We start from the raw sequence: 18285 nt of genomic DNA, 5'->3' as shown, positions 1-18285 counted from the left end.
TTCCGCCGGGCGTGGCCCGGCGCTACCGATTTCGGATTGCCAGGCATAGCCTGGCACTACTGCATTCGAACGCCCTTCAACGCACGACGTTCAACACTTCGTAGCATGCGCCCATGGTGTGGTAATCCACCTTGCCGGCCGGGCTCTTCTCGTCGCTGTACTTGCGGTTCTCGGCATCGAGGATGCGGAACCAGGCGCCGTACTGGTGGTCGACGAAGTGTTCCCACGAGTACGCCCAGATGCGCTCGTACCACTGCCAGTAGCGGTCATCGCCGGTGCGCTTGGCCATCAGCGCGGCCGTAGCCAGCGTCTCCGCCTGCACCCAGAAGTACTTGTCATCGTCGCAGACGAAGCTGTCGCCGCCGATCGGCGCACCGTCCACGCCCGGCTGCCGGCGCGTTTCCGGTGCGAAACCGTAGTACAGGCCACCGCGTGCCTCGTCCCAGCTGCGCGCCACTGCCACATCGAACAGGTGCTGCGCAGTCGGCACCAGCCAGTCGGCCTGCACGTGGCGGTCCAGGATCAGCAGCAGCTTGGCCCACTCGGTCTGATGGCCCGGCTGGAAGCCCCACGGGCGGAACAGATGCTTGGGGTCGTCCAGGTTGTAGTCCCAGTCGATCTCCCAGTTGGAATCGTAATGTTCCCAGACCAGGCCACCGGCCTTGGCGGCCTGGCGACGGGTCATGTTGTCGGCCAGTTGCAGCGCGCGTTCCACGTAGCGCTGCTCGCCACTGGCCTCGAACGCCGCCAGCATCGCCTCGCACATGTGCATGTTGGCGTTCTGGCCGCGGTAGCCGGTGAAGTTCCACTGGCCATCGGCCTCGTCCTTGTACAGGCCGTGCTGCGGCTCCCAGAAGCGCGCTTCCAGAAGCTGCCAGGTCTCGTCCATCCATGCGCGGGCCTGCTCGACACCGGCCTTCAGCGCACAGCTGTAGGCCAGCAGCACGAACGCCACGCCATAGCAGTGGTTCATGTCGTCCTCGACCTTGCCGTCGCGCAGGGTCCAGGCATAGCCGCCCGTGGCCGGGTTGCGATGCACGTCGCGCAGGTAACGTACGCCGTGCTCGACGGCGTCGCGGTATTCGGCATTGCCGAACTCGCGGTAGGCCATCGCGTAGTTGAAGACGAAGCGCGTGCTGCTCACCAGATGGCGGTGGCTGGCATCGTACATGCTGCCGTCATCACGGACGTAGTGGAAGAAACCGCCGTTCGGATCGATGCAGCGTGGGTGGTAGAACGCCATCGTGTCGGCGATATGCGCACGCAGGAACGCGGGCGAACGGAAATCGGGCGAGGTGCTCATGCGGTAATGTCCTGGGCCTGCAGCAGCTGCTGCACTTCATCGAGCGAGGGCATCGCGGCGAACGCGCCCTTGCGGGTAACAGCCAGCGCACCCACGGCGGCACCGAAGCGCAGCGTGGCGGTGATCGCCTCCGGGTCCTGGCAGAACGCAGCGAAACCTGCACCGGCCCCACCCCGCTCCAGCAGGCCGACCAGCACGCCACCGACGAAGGCATCACCGGCTGCCGTGGTATCGACCGTAGCCACGCGGAAGCTGGTGACCGTGCCGTGGTTGTCGCGGGTGTACCAATGCAGCGTGGCCGCGCCATCGGTAATGATCACCCAGCGCGCCTGTGCAGCCAGCAGGCGCCGCAGCACCGCTGCCTCGCCATCGGCGCCGAGCGGCGCGGCCAGGTAGTCCAGCTCCTCGCGCGACAGCTTGACCAGGTCGGCACGCTCCAGCGCCTGCCACAGGCGCGGCGTCGGATCTTCGTTGGCCGGCCACAGGGCCGGGCGCAGATTGAGGTCCAGGCTGACCACCGTACCGGCGGCACGGGCGCGCTCCATGCCGGCGAAGGTCGCCTCGGCAATGGAAGGCTCGGTCAGGCTGTTGGAGCAGACGTGGAAGCACTGCGCGCTGTCGAAGCAGGCGGCCTGGAAATCGCTGTCACGGAACAGCAGATCTGCCGCCGGTGGACGGTAGAAGCTGAAGCTGCGTTCGCCGCTGGCGTCCAGCGCCACGAACGCCAGCGCGGTCTTGGCCGCATCGGTGCGCGCGATGTAGTCGGTGCCGACGCCATGCTCGACCAGGCTCTCGGCCAGGAAGTCACCAAACATGTCGCGGCCCAGCATGCCGACGAACTGGGTCTTGGCACCCAGCCGCGCAGCGGCCACCGCAACGTTGGCCGGTGCGCCCCCGGCGTACTGCAGGAACGCGCGCGGGGTATCGGCCGAGGCCGGCGGCTGCGCTAGTAGATCGATCAAAATTTCGCCGAAGCAAACGATGGAACCCATTCCGGACTCAGCCTCCCTGCGTTGCGGAAGCCGGCGTACGCGCGCCGACCAGTCCGTAGAAGATGATGTAGCCGTAGCACAGCAGCGGCAGGATGAAGCTGGCCTGCACGCCGATGTGGTCGGCCAGAACGCCCTGCAGGTACGGCACCACGGCACCACCGACAATGGCCATGATCAGCAGGCTGGAGCCCTTGTTGGTCAGCGGGCCCAGGCGTTCGATGCTCAGCGCGAAGATGGTCGGGAACATGATCGAGTTGAACAGGCCGATCACCACCACCGAGTACAGCGCGACGTTGCCGGAGGTCAGCATGGTCGTGACCAGCAGGGCCACGTTGACCAGCGCGAAGATCGCCAGCAGGCGGCTGGGCGAGAAGCGCGCCAGCAGTGCCGAACCGGCGAAGCGGCCGATCATCGCCATCGTCCAGTAGGCCGACACGTAATGGGTGGCCTCCTGTTCGCTGAAGCCGCCGATGTTCGGCATCGACAGGTAATTGACGAGGAAGCTGCCGATCGAAACTTCGGCACCGACGTAGAAGAAGATGCCGAGTACGCCCAGCAGCAGATGGCGCTTGCGCAGCGCGTCCAGGTAGCTGTGGTGATGGCCCTGGTCGGCCTGCTCGGTGGCGTCGCTCAGCGCCGGCAGGCGGAACAGGAACACGAACAACGCCAGCAGCACCAGCGCAACGGCCAGGCCCACGTACGGGCCCTGCACGGCCTGCGCCTCGGCGGCACGGTAGGCCAGCTGCTCGGCGGCCGGCATCGCGGCAAGGTCATCGGCACTCTTGACCGTGTTGGACAGGATCAGCATGCCGCCGAAGATCGGCGCGATGGCCGTGCCCAGCGAGTTCAGGGCCTGCGCCAGGGTCAGGCGGCTGGAGCTGGTCTGCTCCGGGCCCAACAGCGCGACGTAGGGATTGGCAGCAACCTGCAAAACGGTGATGCCGGTGGCCAGCACGAACAGTGCGCCGAGGAAGGCGCCGTATACGCGCAGTTCGGCCGCTGGCCAGAAGCCCAGCGCGCCGATGCCGGCGATCACCAGGCCGGCCACGATGCCCTTCTTGTAGCCCAGCGCGGCGACCAACCGGCCTGCGGGCAGCGACATCAGGAAATAGGTACCGAAGAAGGTGAACTGCACCAGCATCGCCTTGGCGTAGTTCAACTCGAACACTGCTTTCAGGTGCGGGATCAGGATGTCATTGAGGCAGGTCAGGAAGCCCCACATGAAGAAGATCGTGGTGACCACGGCCAGCGCCTTGCCGTTGGTGACGGCGGGTGCGTTGCCCGAAGAACCCGATGGACGGGGCGTTGCGGAGATCGGCATGCGGTACGCGCCTCGATGCGCGGAAGGTCGTTGTTGCGTGGAAGGGGTACGTGGAAGGAATCAGTTCGGCCGTGCGGCACTGCTTTCGCGGATGCGCAACTGCACCGGCGCCACCGTGCGCCGTGGCGGCGCGTCCGGTTCGTCCAATCGCTGCAGCAGCAGTGCCGCCGCCTGCCGGCCTCGCTCGCGCGGATCGGCGGTGAGCGTGGTCAATGGCGGCACCGCGACCGATGCCTCGGAAATATCGTCGAAGCCGGTCACTGCAAAGTCTCCGCCCGGCCGGATGCCGCGCGAGTTCAGGCCCAGCATCAAGCCCAGCGCGACGGTGTCGTTGTAGCAGACCGCCGCACTCGGGCGATGGCCATCGGCAAACAGCTCATCGGTGCGCGCAGCGGCTTCCAGCCGGTTCGGCGCCGACTCGATCATCCAACCCGGCGGCAGCGACAGGCCGGCCTCGGCCAGCGCCTGCTGGAAGCCGGCACGGCGCTGGTGGCACGAGCTCGATGCGGCGTGGCCGCCGAAGAAGGCGATCTGGCGATGGCCACGCTCGATCAGGTGGCGCGTCGCCAGATAGGCACCGTGCTGGTTGTCCAGGGTCAGGAAGTCCCAGTCGGCCCCTTCCAGTTCGCGGTTGAACAGCAACACGTTGGCATTGGCGCCCAATGCCTGGCGCAGCTGCGCGGTGTCGCTGCCTTCGGCCGGCGAAAGGATCAGCCCTGCCGGCGTGTGCTCCATCAGCGTGGACAGCACCGCCTGTTGCCGCTCTGGCGACTCGCCGGTGCTGCCCAGCAACGTTACGTAGCCACGCCCGCCCAACGCCTCGTCCACGCCGGAGGCAAATTCGGCGAAGAACGGGTTGGACAGGTCGTTGATCACCAGCGCGATGCTCGACGAGGTGCGGCGACGCAGATTGGCCGCCGCGCGGTTGTAGACATAGCGCTGGCGACGCAGTTCAGCCTCCACCCTTGCCCGGGTATCGACATTGACCAGCGGGCTGCCGCGCAGCACCAGCGACACGGTGGCCCGTGACACGCCGATGGCACGCGCGATGTCGGTCACCGTCACCGCCTTGCCGGCGCGCTTGCTGGAACTGCTGCCGTTGTCGTTCATCGTCTTCCCGGACTCCGCTGGAAGCTCAAGCCTAATGGATCAGGGGCGTGTCGTGCCGTGCCGTTCGCTGGGTCACCGCGAACGGCACAGTCCGGCTCAGCGCAGCTGGCTGCCCGGCGCCGCACACCAGGACACCGGCAGGTCCTTCGCCGCCGTGCCCCAGCCCTGCTCCGGCACCTTCCCGTCGAGCGCGAAGTGCAGGCGCGGGCCCTGCTGCAGTCGGTCCCAGTCCAGCCACACCGGCGCATGCGCCTGGCCATCGACCTTCACGCCCTGCACGTACTGCAGGCGGCGACCGTCGGCGCCCGGCGCGTCGATGCGCAGCGTGCGGCCATTGCCCATGTCCACTTCCACCTTGCTGAAGCGCGGCGTGTGCAGCAGGAACTGGCCGCTGCCCGGCACCGCCGGGTACACGCCGATGGCGCTGAACAGGTACCAGGCCGACATCGTGCCGAGATCATCGTTGCCGGTCACGCCATTCGGCGCATTGGTGAACAGCTGCTGCGCGGCGCGCACCACCGCAGCGGTCTTCCACGGCTGGCCGATCAGCGTGTACAGCCACGGCGAGTGCAGGTCCGGCTCGTTGTTCGGGTTGTAGCGGAACTGGTTGTAGTAGCTGTACGGCCCGACCACCCACTCCTTGCGGGCTGCATTGAGCGGATCGGCCTGCAGCGCATCCATCGCGAAGAACGCGTCAAGGCGGCGGCCGGCCTGTTCGCGGCCGTCCATCGCTTCGACCAGGCCCGGCACATCCTGCTGCGCCAGCCACTGGTACTGCCACGCGGTGCCCTCATGGAAGCCGTGGTGCGAACGCGGGCTGTAGTGGCCATCGGCCGGGGTGTACCACTGGCCGTCCTCGGTACGCGGGCGCGGGAAGCCGGTGAAGCCGGTCTCGGCATCGCGCACCTGCGGGTCCCACACCTTGCGCCAGTTGCGGCCGCGCTCACGCAGCGTCGCCGCGTCCTGCGTGTGGCCAAGGCCATCGGCCATCTGCGAGAGCGCGCAATCGGCCAACGCGTATTCCAGCGTGGCCGAACCGCCGTGGTGCGGATCGACGTCCATGCCCTTGGACGGGAACGCACGGTCGTAGACCACATAGCCCTTGTCCAGGTAGGTGGGGTTGCCGGAGCGGCCAGCCATGCGCGAGTTCAACGGCGGCGTACCGAAGGCGTTGCGGCGCAGCGCATCCCAGGCCTGCGCTTCGCGGCCCTTGAGCGCACCGAAGCGCCACAGGTCGACCATGAACGGGGTGACCGGGTCGCCGGTCATGATGTTGGTCTCGAAGTTGGCATAGCCCCAGCGCGGCAGCCAGCCCCCCTGCTCGTCGATGGCCAACAGGGTGCGGCCGATGTCGCGCGCCACGTCCGGGCGCGTCAGTGCCAGCCACTGGTTCTGCGCGCGGTAGGTATCCCACAACGAGAAGTACTCGTAGTACGTCCAGCCATCGGCGCGGTGGATGCCATCGTCATAGCCACGGTAGCGGCCATCGGCATCGTTGCCGGTCATCGGCTGCAACAGTGCGTGGTAGACCGCGCTGTAGAACACGCTGCGATCGTCGGCGGTACCGCCCTGCACGCGCACGCGGCCCAGCTGCTCGCGCCAGGACTGCTGGGACAGCGTGCGCATGCGGTCGAAACCGAGCAGCGCCCCGCCCTGCATGCCCTCGGCGCGCAGGTTGGTGCGCGCGCCTTCGGCGTCCACATGCGAGATCGCGCTGACCGCCGTCACCGACTGGCCCTTGGCCAGATCGAAGCTGAGCCAGGCACCATTCGGCTTCTGCTCGCCTTCCATGCTGTGGCGCGCACCGGGCAGGCCGCCGCCCTCGCCCCAGGTGCCGTGCGCCTTGAACGGACGGTCGAACTCGATGCGGAACCAGGTGGTGTACTGGTGGCCGCCACAGAAGCTCTTGGTCACCAGCTTGCCTTCAACCACGCGGTCGCCGACCACGTCGACCACGCTGCCGATCACCGAATGGCGCTCGTTGGCCTGCCCGACATTGACCAGCACGTGGCCATCGCCGCTGCGCTGGCTGAAGGTGTAGCGCTCGGCGGCGGCACGGGTGCGCGCGGTGGCCTCGGCATCAATGCCGCCGTAGCTGGTCAGGCGCACCTTGTAGTAGCCGGCCTGGCCGATCTCGCCGTCATGGGTGTAGTTCGAGGCGTAGGCCTTGTGGTCGAACGACTTGGCGTTGCCGGTATCGAAATCGCCGCCCAGACCGATGCTGCCGGTGACCGGCAGGATCGACACCTGCCCGCCCTGCTCCCAGCAACCGGCGCCGGAAATGAACGAGTGTCCGAAACCGCGGATCTTTTCGTCGTCGTAGCGCCAGCCCGAATAGTGGCTGCCGATCGGGCTGACCTGGATCAGGCCGAACGGTGCCGATGCGCCCGGGAACGTATTGCCGTCGTCCTTGCTGCCGATGAAGGTGTTGACCTCACGCTCCAGTGCTGCCGGCGCGGCCTGCAGCAGCATCGGCACGGCCGAAAGCGCCAGCAGGCAGGCCAGACGCGCCAGAGGGCGCGAGGTCGATGGGACGGCGGGAGCGGACGGCACTGGACGCATGTCGGGTTCCTGTAGTCGATGACACGGAGGCAGACGGCCGGGGCCATCCGGCACCGTTCCGTTGAGCCCCGCCGTGACCGGCAGAGAGCTCCCCTGGAATGACGCCCGACCCACGTGACCGTGAATTTAGATCGATTCAAGTAGAGCATGCAGGTTCAGCCGAATGCATTCTGCGGCGCAGCATGAGGGGGGCGTTCGGCAGGGCTGCGCCCTGCACCTGCTTCAAGCTGGAGCAACAGCAACAGCAACAGCAGAAGCCGGTTTCCTGTGGGGAGTCGGGGTGGGTCCGGTTGCGGGGGACGCCGTAAACCCATCCTTGGGGGCTTGGCCGCGGCATCCATGCCGCGGACACCCCCGCAACCGGACCCACCCCGCCTTCGACAGATTTCCGCGATCTGTAGATCCACGCCATGCGTGGATGAATCTCTGACAGATAACGAAATCAATTGGGGTCAGATCCGTTTTMCTTTGGAAAACGGATMTGACCCCATGACCCCATGCCGCACCAAGATCAATCCATCCGTCACCGGGATACTGTCGAAGGCGGGGCGGTGTGGGCTGGCAGGACCGTTGGCGCCATGGATGGCGCCATCAAGCCCCCAGGGGTGAGGGCGCTTTGCTTGCGAAGCACTGCTTCGCAAGCGCCCGAACGCACAGCCGCCAGCGGCTGGGTCGGTCTGGGGGTTTACGGCGTCCCCGCAATCCGACACCGCCCCGCCCAACCCACAGACAGCCCAGAGCCGCTTTGGCCTTGGCTTTGGCTTTGGCCGTTGCCCTGGCTTCGGCAGGTGCAGGGCGCAGCCCTGCCGACCCACCTTCCCCTGCGCACGAAAACGATTTCACTGTTTTCAGCAAACCGTCATCCCTTCGCCACGCCAGTACCATATTGCGCAGCAGCATGCGCCCACGGGCGACCCATGCTAAAAATCGCCCGCCCATCGCTTAGATCGATCCAAGAACGACACTGCGATGGCCGGGAGTTGGGGGAGCAGCAACAGGACGTACCAGGCCACGCGCACGGTGCTACTGCCACTGCATGGCAATAGCGACAATGTCACTTCAAATTAGATCGATTCAAGTTGTCCGTGCCACGTCACCGGATCAATCCAGGAGAGAGGGAGAGATGGGAATGAAGCATTCAACACGCACGCATGGCCAGGACGCACTGGCGTTGGCCATCGCGCTGGCCTTGGCCGCCGCCGTCATGCCGGCTGGCGCCGCCGCGCAGCAGGCCGCGTCCACCGGCTCACAGGACGCCACCACCCTGGACAGCGTCCAGGTCACCGGCTACCGCTACGCCATCGAGAAAAGCCTCGAACAGAAGCGCGACGCCAACGCCGTGGTCGAAGTGATCACCGCCGAGGACGTCGGCAAGTTCCCCGACAAGAACGTGGCCGACGCACTGCAGCGCGTGCCCGGCGTGGTCATCACCCGCAGCGGCGGTGAAGGCAAGAGTGTCAGCGTGCGCGGGCTTGCACCCGACCTGACCCTGACCCAGTTGAACGGCAACTTCGTCGCCTCGTCGGAGACCAACAACGAAGCGACACGCTCCTTCAACTACACCCTGCTGCCATCGAACATGCTGTCCAGCGCGGAGCTGTTCAAGTCGCCGGAAGCACGCATCGATGAAGGCGGCATCGGCGGCACGGTCATCCTGCATACCCGTCGCCCGCTGGACATGGAATCCAACTCCGGCTATGTGAACCTGGAGGGCACCACCTCCGATACCAGCCACGATGTCGATCCGCAGGCGTCCGCGCTGTACTCCTGGCACAGCAAGGACGAGCGCTTCGGCGTCCTCGTCGGCGTGACCCAGCAGAAGCGCACCACCCGCACCATGGAAGTCAGCACCGAGGACTACCAGTGGTACGGCAATGGCACCACGGCCCGCGATGCCAATGGCAACCTGCTGGAACAGGACGGCATCCACTACTGGTGGGGCCAGTCCGGCTTCAACAACCAGACCGGCAAGAACTACAGCGAGTTCTTCATGCCGACCTCGGTGAACTTCGCAGTGAAGGAAGAAAAGCGCGAGCGCAAGGGCGGCCAGCTGACCTTCCAGTTCAAGCCGGTCGACAACGTCACCATGACGGCAAACTACTTCCGCTTCGAACTCCAGGGTGACTACACGCAGAACATGCTGAAGGTGCCGGAGTGGAACCTGGCCCGCTACAACCAGGACGGCAACTGGGCCGGTGGCCGCCTGCTCAACGGGCTGGACTTCGACCCGAGCGGCAGCATCGTTACCGGTGCCCAGTACCAGAAGCTGGCTGGAAAGACCTATTACTGCAGCGAGGAAGAGGCGGCGGCCGCCGGCCTGGAACCCGGTGGCTGGGGCCCGGATGACTGCACCATCCCCACTCCGCAGCTGACCGGTGGATACAGCAAGGAAAAGGCACTCTCGCAGACCGCCGACCTGACCATCGACTGGGATATCAGCCCACTGTGGAAAGCGTCGTTCACCGGCGGCCGCACTTGGTCTGAAGGCGGTCCGTCGATGAATTTCCGCATGTCGGCCAAGCCACGCCGCAAGGTCGGCAACCAGTGGCAATCCGGCAACCAGTACACCGCATGGGACCTGACCGGCACGCCGTCGGTGCAGTTCTCGCCGGATCTGCAGCAACAGCTGATGGCCGGCGTCGCGGAAGTCGACACCGGCTCGACCGATTCGTCGTGGATGCAGACCGAAGTCAAGCAGAACTACTTCCAGGCAGACGTCACCAAGCTGTTCGAGGCCGGCTGGCTGGACTCGATCCAGTTCGGCGCCAAGTACCGCGATGGCAAGGTCCACCGCAATACCGGCAACACCTACTGGGTGTGCCCGGGCCTGGATCCGTCCGACTATGACAACAACCGCTATCAGGCAGGTTGCGATCCGACCGCAGGCGATGCCCAGCCGGGCTTCTTCCTGTCCAACCCGATCAGCAACATCACCGGCGCGTTCAACGCCAACGTGTTCCCGGGCATCAACTACCCGGCCTACATCGACTATCTGAACAAGACCTACGGCGGCTCGCACAACCGTACCGAAGAAGACTTCGTCTACGACGTCAACGAGAAGATCTACTCCGGCTACTTCCAGGCCAACTTCCGCACCGAACGTGTACGCGGCAACGTCGGCGTGCGCGTGGTGCGCACCAAGCAGTTCGCACAGTCCAGCGATTCGGTCGAGCGCTTCAACGACTACTTCGTCGACAACGCCAGCGGCGCGCCGATGAGCTGCGATGACCCGGCCGCCGATCCGAACCTGCGCTGCCAGGGTGGCTTCGTCCGCCTGCCCGACCCGCAGGTCCGCGACAAGGTCTACGCACTGTCGTCGCTGGAGAAGACCTATACCGACGTACTGCCCAGCTTCAACATTGCCTGGGACATCACCGACAACCTGGTGCTGCGCGGTGCAGCATCGAAGGTGGTCGCGCGTCCGAGCTACACCAGCATCGCCTACCCCGGCGGCCTGCGCTACATCAGCGAGGAGTACGCCAACGACCGCCGGGTCACCGGTGGCACCGACACGCCCGGCTGGTACGGGTCGGGCAGCAACAAGGCGCTTGAGCCGTTCAAGGCGGTCCAGTTCGACCTTGGCCTGGAGTGGTACTTCCAGCCGGGCGCGGTGGCAGGCGTTGCACTGTTCCGCAAGAACGTGGACAACTTCACCGTGCCGGTGGTGCGCGACCAGCAGATGAACGTCGGCGGGCAGCCGGTCACCGTGCAGAAGTACGAGACCCAGGCCAATGGCCGCGATGGCGTGTCGCAGGGCGTGGAGCTGTACGGCCAGTACACGTTCGACTTCGGTCTGGGCGTGCAGGCCAACTACACCTACAACGACACCAACCTGGCCTCGATCGTGCTGGACGGCGAGGAAATCGGTTCCTCGCCGCTGGTGGGCAGTGCGAAGAACCAGGCCAACGTGACCGTGTTCTACGAGAACGACAAGTTCCTGGCCCGTGCATCGTACAACCGGCGTGGCGAAGTGGTCGGCGGCCTGAACAACGGCATGACCACCTACACCAAGCCATACAGCCAGCTTGACCTGAACGTCGCCTACAACCTCACACCGGACTGGACGGTGACTGCTGCCGTACTGAACGCGACCAAGTCCGAGCTGCGCAGTTACATCGGCAACGACAGCCAGGCCCGCCTGCTCTCCAACCTCTACGCCGGCCGCCAGCTGTACTTCGGCGTGAACTGGAAGTTCTGAGGCATCCCGGGGTGCCCGGGCGCGACCCGGCGCAGCCCCACACCCCGCCCCGGCGGGGATGTTCCTCCACGGCAGCCGCGCTGGTACAGGCGGCTGCCGTTTTCATTGGCCGCTTGCCAGACGTTCAGCCCTTTGCTTGACCCTGCCATCGTTGGAAGGTGCACACTGACTCCACCCCAAGAGCACCGAAGGAGCTACAGATGGAATTCCATGTTGACGGCATGACCTGCGGCGGCTGCGCACGCAGCGTGACCCGTGCGATCCAGCAGATCGATCCGAACGCCAGTGTGGTGGCCGACCCGCCGAGCGGCCTGGTCAAGGTGCAGACCACCGCCTCGCAGGAGCAGGTCTTCGCCGCACTGAACGATGCGGGTTTCCCGCCGCGCACTGCCTGATCCCCTGCCCTGACTCACACTGAAAAGCCCACCCGCTGCAATCACAGCGGGTGGGCTTTTTCACATGCGCAGCGGCGGTTCAGTGCTTGTGCGCGCGTCGCCGTACTACCCCGGTCTTCGGCGCCTCAACCGGCACCGGCAACGTGTCATCCTCACCCAGTCGCTGCAGGATCGGGCACTCCGGGCGCTCGTCGCCCGCGCAGCAGCTGATCAGCGATTTCAGCGTGTCGGCCATCTGCCGCATGTGCTCGATGCGCTGTTCCAGGTCGGCGATGTGCTGTTCGGCCAGATGCTTGACGTCGGCACTGTGACGCGAGGTGTCGTTCCACAGGCCCAGCAGATCGGTGATCTCGGCCACCTGGAAGCCGAGATCGCGCGCACGGCGGATGAAACGCAGGCGGTGGATGTCCGCCTGCGAATACGCCCGGTAGCCCGATTCGGTTCTATCAGCTGCGGGAATCAGGCCGATCTGTTCGTAGTAGCGGATCATCTTCGCCGACACACTGGAGGCCTTGGCAGCGTCACCGATATTCATGCGGATCTCCTTCAGTGGGTGGCAGCGGCAACGTCCGCCATCGGCGGCTGGAAGCGGCGCAGTCGCAGCGCGTTGCCCAACACGAACACGCTGGACAATGCCATCGCACCGGCCGCGAACACCGGCGACAGCAGCACGCCCCAGACCGGGTACAGCACGCCGGCCGCTACCGGAATCAGGGCAGTGTTGTAGGCGAACGCCCAGAACAGGTTCTGCCGGATGTTGCCGAGCGTTGCCTTGGACAGCGCAATGGCGTTTGGTACGCCCTGCAGGTTGCCCGACATCAGCACCACATCGGCCGACTCCACCGCGATATCGGTGCCGGTCCCGATGGCCAGGCCGACATCGGCCTCGGCCAGTGCCGGCGCATCGTTGATGCCATCACCGACGAAGGCGACGTGGCCATGCGTAGCCTTCAGGCGGCGCACCGCATCGACCTTGCCTTCCGGCAGCACCTCGGCCACCACCTCATCGATGCCCAGCTGGCGTGCGATCGCCTGCGCGGTACCGGCGTTGTCACCGGTGATCATCGCCACCTTCAGGCCAAGCTGATGCAGCGCCGCGATCGCGGCCGGCGTGCTCGGCTTGATCGGATCGGATACCGCGATGATCGCGGCCAGGCGGCCGTCGATGGCGGCATACAGCGGCGACTTGCCCTGCGTTCCGAGCTGGCTGGCCAGCGCCGAGAACGGGCTGATGTCCACGCCGAGATCACGCATGAAGCGATCGGCACCGACGTCCACACGCGCACCATCAACGCTGGCACGCACGCCCATGCCGGTGACCGATTCGAAATCGACCATCGACGGCAGCGCGATGCCCTGCTCGGTGGCCGCATCGACGATGGCGCGGGCGATCGGATGTTCCGAGCGTGATTCCACCGCCGCCACCGCCGCCAGCACCGCGCTGCGATCGAACCCCTCGCCGATCTCCAGGTCGGTCAGGCGCGGGCGGCCCTCGGTCAGCGTACCGGTCTTGTCCACCGCCACCACCTGCGCGTCCTTCAGCAGCTGCAGCGCCTCGCCCTTGCGGAACAGCACGCCCATTTCAGCGCCACGGCCGGTGCCGACCATGATCGAGGTCGGCGTGGCCAGCCCCATCGCGCACGGGCAGGCAATGATCAGCACCGCCACCGCGTTGACCAGCGCGAAGCTCAGCGCCGGCGAGGGCCCGAAGATCAGCCAGACGGCGAAGGTCGCCAGCGCGGCCAGCATCACCGCCGGTACGAACCACAGCGTCACCTTGTCGACCACGGCCTGGATCGGCAGCTTCGAACCCTGCGCCTGTTCCACCATGCGGATGATCTGCGCCAACATGGTCTGCGCGCCCACCGCCGTGGCACGCACCGTCAGTGCGCCTTTCTGGTTGACCGTGCCCCCCACCACGCTGCTGCCCGGCTGCTTCTCGACCGGGATCGGCTCGCCACTGATCATCGACTCGTCGATGTAGCTGCGACCCTCGACCACCTCGCCATCGACCGGCACGCGCTCCCCCGGGCGCACTTCCACCACGTCGCCGCTCTGCACTTCATCGACCGGGATTTCGACGGTGCGGCCGTCACGGATCACGTGGGCGACCTTGGCCTGCAGGTTGACCAGGCGTTTGATCGCTTCGGAGGTACGGCCCTTGGCGCGGGCCTCGAGGAAGCGACCCAGCAGGATGAGTGCAACAATCACCGCCGCCGCTTCGTAGTAGACGTTCACCGTACCGGGCGGCAGCAGCCGCGGCGCAAAGGTCGCCACCACCGAGTAGCCGAACGCCGCGGCGGTGCCCACCGCCACCAGCGAATTCATGTCCGGTGCCAGCCGCAGCAGCGCCGGGAAACCCTTCTGGTAGAAACGGCGGCCGGGAATGGCCAGCACCAGCAAGGTCAGCACGAACTGCAGGTACCAGCTGACCTGCATGCCGATGGTGGCCATCACCCATTGGTGCATGCCGGGAATCAGGTGCGACCCCATCTCCAGCACGAACACCGGCAGCGCCAGCACGGTCGCCACGATCAGGTCGCGCTTCAGCTCAGCGCGCTCGGCATCCTTCTTTTCTGCGGCCTCCTCATCGGACTGTACGCCGGCCTCGATCGGGTGTGCGGCGTAGCCGACCTTGTCGATGGCCGCCACCAGCGCGTCCACGCCCGCCACGCCGCGCACGGTCGCGCGCTCCGTGGCCAGGTTCACGCTGGCCTGGCTGACGCCCGGCACCGCCAGCAGCGCGCGCTCCACGCGGCCCACGCAGGAGGCGCAGGTCATGCCTTCCACCGCCAGTTCAACGGTGGCGGCCGGCACCTCATAGCCCACCCGCTCCACTGCCTGGATCAGCGCGGCCCGATCGACAGCACCTGACGGGCGGATATCCGCCCGCTCGGTGGCCAGATTGACCGAAACGCTGCCCACACCTTCGACCTTGGACAGCGCCGCCTCGACCCGGCCGACACAGCTGGCGCAGGTCATGCCCTCGATGGGCAGGCTGATGGTGGCGGGGCTGGCGGGGACTGCAATGGCGCGGGGCGTGCTCATGATCGGATTCCCGGGGTTCCTTCTGGATGCGGACAGGCTAAACCTTGCCATTGTGGGAAGGTCAAATCCAGCCGCCCCGTCCAGCCGGTAGCGCCGGGTCATGCCCGGCGTACCGCCCGCCATCCGCCTCAGAAGGTGAACACGTACTCCAGCGCGAACTCGCGGCCAACCGCGCTCAGCAGACGGGTCGGGGCGAAGTCATAGTCCAGCTTGTACGGATCCTTGTGGTTCCAGCTGGCCGAATTGAACACGTTGTTGACGTAGACGTTGACCTTGGCGCGCTCGGTGACCTGATAGCCCAGGTTGACGTTCCAGGTGATGAACGGCCCGACCCGTCCGTAGTAGCGCGCGGTCTGCTGGCCCGCATTCGGGTTCGGATTCGGCGAGCCATCCGGACGCGTCGCCGGTTCCAGGCAGTTCAGCGACGGGCTGTCGCTGGGCACATAGCCATCAGCGAACGGCAGGCAGCCACCCGGGTTGTTCAGGCGATCGGTGCCCCAGTGGTAGCGCACGCCCGGCACCGAGCCAACGCGGTCGGCGTAGACGTTGGCATTCCAGTTGCCGCGTTGCCAGGCCAGGCTCGCACGCAGCTTGCTGCGCAGGTCGCGGTCGCGACGCTCCGGGTTCGGGTCATTGGCGTAGCGCTGTTCCTTGGTCGAGATCTGATTGGTGTAGTTCAGGCCCAGCTGGAAGCTGCCCCACTGTGCGGTTTCCAGGCGATAGCGTGCGGTCAGGTCGATGCCACGCACCTCACGACTGGCCAGGTTGAACGGACCGCGCTCGATCGATACCAGGCGGCCGTTGCTGTCACGGTTCACGCGGGCCAGGATGCCGGCGCAATACTCGCCACCGGCCGGATTGGCCCACGGCGTGCCGTCCATGTTCTTGCCGGTCAGGCAGCCCGCCTCGCTGGCCAGCACTTCGTCGGCCCCCACATCGACGATCATGTCTTCCAGCTTGATTGCCCAGTAGTCCGCGCTCACCGACAGGTTGGACATCACGTCCCAGACGAAACCGACGGTCCACGAATCGCCGGTCTCCGAGCGCAGCAGCGGCGTGCCACGCCGGTTCACATCGAACGTGTACCAGACGTCGGTGTTGCCCACGCCGCAGTTGTTGACCAGGTACGCGCCACTCTGGATGCAGCGCAGGCGGTCGTACGTCTGCACTTCGGAGCTGCTCGGCTGGCCCAGCAGGTAGTGCATGTCCGGAGCGTGGAAACTGGTGGCGTAGGAACCACGCACCAGCAGTGATTCGACCGGGCGCCATTCCAGGCCGACGTTCCAGGTGGTTTCCTTCTGGTTGCCGATGTCCAGCGCGTCGGCGCTGTCGTCGGCCTTGTAGCTGCCATAGCGGTCATAGCGTGCGGCGGCAGTGGCGGTCACGCTGGCCAGCAGTGGAATCTTGAACTCGACACCGGCCGAATAGCGGGTGCGCTCGCCGCCGCCGCGATCGACGTTCTGCAGGTCGAAATCGATACCGGCACGCGGATCGGGGCTGAGGTGATAGCCCTGCTGCGCGACTTCGGCCACGGCGGCGAACGAGATCGGGCCGGCCCAGCCCTGGAACAGCTCGCCGGTGATGTCCGCCGAGGCCTGGTTGACCCAGGAGGATGCGCGGTTCCTGGCGACCGTGCCCAACTGCCAGTACTGGTCCGGCGTCAGCGGATTCCACCAGCGCGCTTCGTTCAGTGCGTAGATCGCCTCGCCATCGGCGGTGGTGCCCAGCTTCGGGCCCAGGAAGTAGTCATACGACTTCTGCTTGTCGACCACGTTCTGCCGTTCTTCCACGCGGTAGTACGAGCGTCCCACCGTGGCGCTCCAGTCGAAGCGGTCAGCCAGGCGCCCACGCAGGCCGGCGCTCCAGTCCCAGGACAGTTCGCGGTTGGTGTTGCGCAGCGTATCCAGGCCCCCGACTTCGTTCGGGGTGAACTGGCGCACGCCAAGGATCGGGCGGTTGCGGTTGGCGTCCCAGTAGTAGCCGTTTTCGTCGTCGATCAGCGACACGCTCGGCGGATTGGTGCCCCAGATCGCTTCGGAACGATAGACCGCCAGGTTGGTCCAGGCCTGCAGGTCGTTGCCGAAATCGAACGTGGCGTACAGGTTGCCGGACACGTTCTCGGCGCCGCCGGTCAGCAGCCAGTTGGCGTAGTCGGCGCTCATGCCACACAGGCGACCGGTGTTGGTGATGGTGTTGGCGGCGTAGTTGTAGACCAGGCGATCGGCGGTGTAGTACTCGCCATCGAACTTCTCGCAGGTGCCGGTGGGCGGCGCCAGGCGCTGGCCGGTGGTCGGATCGATCAGCGCGAGGCCGGCGGTGGGACGGAAGCCGACCTTGCGTTGTTCCATGTTCCAGGACGGGTACGGCGCATCATCGGCATCGTCCATCTGCGGGCGGTCACGGCCGAACAGCGGATCGCGCTTGGTGTACTGCAGCGCGTAGGTCACGCTCCAGTTGTCGCCGGTCTTGCCGCCGGCCCAGGACAGATCCCAGGTATCGCGACCGCCTTCGGTGGAGGTGCCGCCGCGCACGCGCACTTCGTCGCCGTCGTAGTTCGTCTTCAGGATGACGTTGACCACGCCCGCGATCGCATCCGAGCCATAGATGGCCGAGGCGCCACCGGTCAGCACTTCGATGCGCTCCACCGCGGCAGCGGGAATGTTGCCGTAGTTGGAGAAGTTGGTTTCGCCACCGTAGGGCAGCGGGTAGTCGGCCACGCGGCGGCCGTTGACCAGCAGCAGCGAACGGTTCGGGCCCATCCCGCGCAGGTTCAGGCCGCTGGCATTGGGCGTGTGCGAACCCCACTGCGAGGCAGCTTCAACGGTGCCGGTCGCTTCGGTGAGGGTTTTCAGCGCATCGTACACGCTGACGAAGCCTTCCTTCTGGATCTGCGCGGCGGTGATCACATTGACCGGTGCCGGGCCTTCGACACTGGCGCGCTTGATGCGCGAGCCGGTGACGGTGACCGCATCGAGATCCTTGGTGGACGAGCTTGAGGCTTCCTGCGCATTGGCAGCCAGGGGAAGCAGGGCCAGGACCAGGGCCTGGGACAGCAGGTGACGAGGCTTGCGGACGATCTGAGCCATGGGTGGTTGCTCTTCGAAAGTGTGGACGCACGGACGGGTGGTGGCGCGGCAAGACAACTGATCCGGGCGCCTGGATCGGTTCAAGACCGCTCGGCACCCTCCCCTGTGGATCGATCCAAACTAAAGCACAGCTGAACCATGCCCGGCATGCGGCGACGCAGCAACAGCCCCCGGAATGCCGCTATCGGCCGCCGTCATCCATAAAAATCAAATGGTTGCGAAACATCGCTGATAGAACGGCGCACACGTCAATGACATGATCGCGACAAT

At 66.0% G+C, this 18285-nt stretch carries 10 protein-coding genes; 2 read left to right on the top strand and 8 right to left on the bottom strand.

Features of this window, described 5'->3' with window-relative positions; genetic code table 11:
• Window positions 1–76: 76 nt before the first annotated feature.
• From D7Y61_RS01250 to D7Y61_RS01230, 5 genes are all read right to left on the bottom strand, one after another.
• Window positions 77–1303 carry an AGE family epimerase/isomerase gene (locus tag D7Y61_RS01250; protein ID WP_180864652.1) on the bottom strand — a complete coding sequence of 409 codons (1227 nt, stop codon included), beginning with the start codon at window positions 1301–1303 and terminating at the stop codon, window positions 77–79.
• Complete coding sequence (locus tag D7Y61_RS01245; protein ID WP_180864651.1) at window positions 1300–2295, bottom strand: carbohydrate kinase family protein; 996 nt, start codon at window positions 2293–2295, stop codon at window positions 1300–1302. Before D7Y61_RS01245 ends, D7Y61_RS01250 begins: the two co-directional genes overlap by 4 nt.
• Before the next feature lie 7 nt (window positions 2296–2302).
• Window positions 2303–3616 carry an L-fucose:H+ symporter permease gene (gene fucP, locus D7Y61_RS01240; protein WP_180864650.1) on the bottom strand — a complete coding sequence of 438 codons (1314 nt, stop codon included), beginning with the start codon at window positions 3614–3616 and terminating at the stop codon, window positions 2303–2305.
• A gap of 60 nt (window positions 3617–3676) precedes the next feature.
• Window positions 3677–4726 (bottom strand): LacI family DNA-binding transcriptional regulator, encoded by a 1050-nt coding sequence (locus D7Y61_RS01235; RefSeq protein WP_180864649.1) that lies wholly within the window; start codon window positions 4724–4726, stop codon window positions 3677–3679.
• A gap of 96 nt (window positions 4727–4822) precedes the next feature.
• Window positions 4823–7288, bottom strand: a complete 2466-nt coding sequence (locus D7Y61_RS01230) for a GH92 family glycosyl hydrolase (RefSeq protein ID WP_180864648.1) — start codon at window positions 7286–7288, stop codon at window positions 4823–4825.
• A 1123-nt stretch (window positions 7289–8411) separates the two neighbouring features.
• On the opposite strand from D7Y61_RS01230, the gene D7Y61_RS01225 reads away from it, so the two are divergent.
• Both D7Y61_RS01225 and D7Y61_RS01220 read left to right on the top strand, forming a co-directional pair.
• Window positions 8412–11486, top strand: a complete 3075-nt coding sequence (locus tag D7Y61_RS01225; RefSeq protein WP_180864647.1) for a TonB-dependent receptor — start codon at window positions 8412–8414, stop codon at window positions 11484–11486.
• Between the two features lie 200 nt (window positions 11487–11686).
• Window positions 11687–11881, top strand: coding sequence for a heavy-metal-associated domain-containing protein (locus D7Y61_RS01220; protein ID WP_180864646.1), 195 nt, complete (start codon window positions 11687–11689; stop codon window positions 11879–11881).
• Window positions 11882–11960: 79 nt separating this feature from the next.
• On the opposite strand, the gene cueR is transcribed toward D7Y61_RS01220, so the two are convergent.
• From cueR to D7Y61_RS01205, 3 genes are all read right to left on the bottom strand, one after another.
• Window positions 11961–12416, bottom strand: coding sequence for a Cu(I)-responsive transcriptional regulator (cueR, locus tag D7Y61_RS01215; protein ID WP_180864645.1), 456 nt, complete (start codon window positions 12414–12416; stop codon window positions 11961–11963).
• Between the two features lie 11 nt (window positions 12417–12427).
• Window positions 12428–14929, bottom strand: a complete 2502-nt coding sequence (locus D7Y61_RS01210; RefSeq protein WP_180864644.1) for a heavy metal translocating P-type ATPase — start codon at window positions 14927–14929, stop codon at window positions 12428–12430.
• Between the two features lie 128 nt (window positions 14930–15057).
• Window positions 15058–18015, bottom strand: a complete 2958-nt coding sequence (locus tag D7Y61_RS01205) for a TonB-dependent receptor plug domain-containing protein (RefSeq protein ID WP_180864643.1) — start codon at window positions 18013–18015, stop codon at window positions 15058–15060.
• Between the last annotated feature and the right edge of the window lie 270 nt (window positions 18016–18285).

The organism is Stenotrophomonas maltophilia, from assembly GCF_013464485.1.
Classification (GTDB): Bacteria; Pseudomonadota; Gammaproteobacteria; order Xanthomonadales; family Xanthomonadaceae; genus Stenotrophomonas; species Stenotrophomonas maltophilia_AW.
Note: the sequence above shows the minus strand (reverse complement) of the source record. Positions and strands in the feature narration are given on the sequence as shown.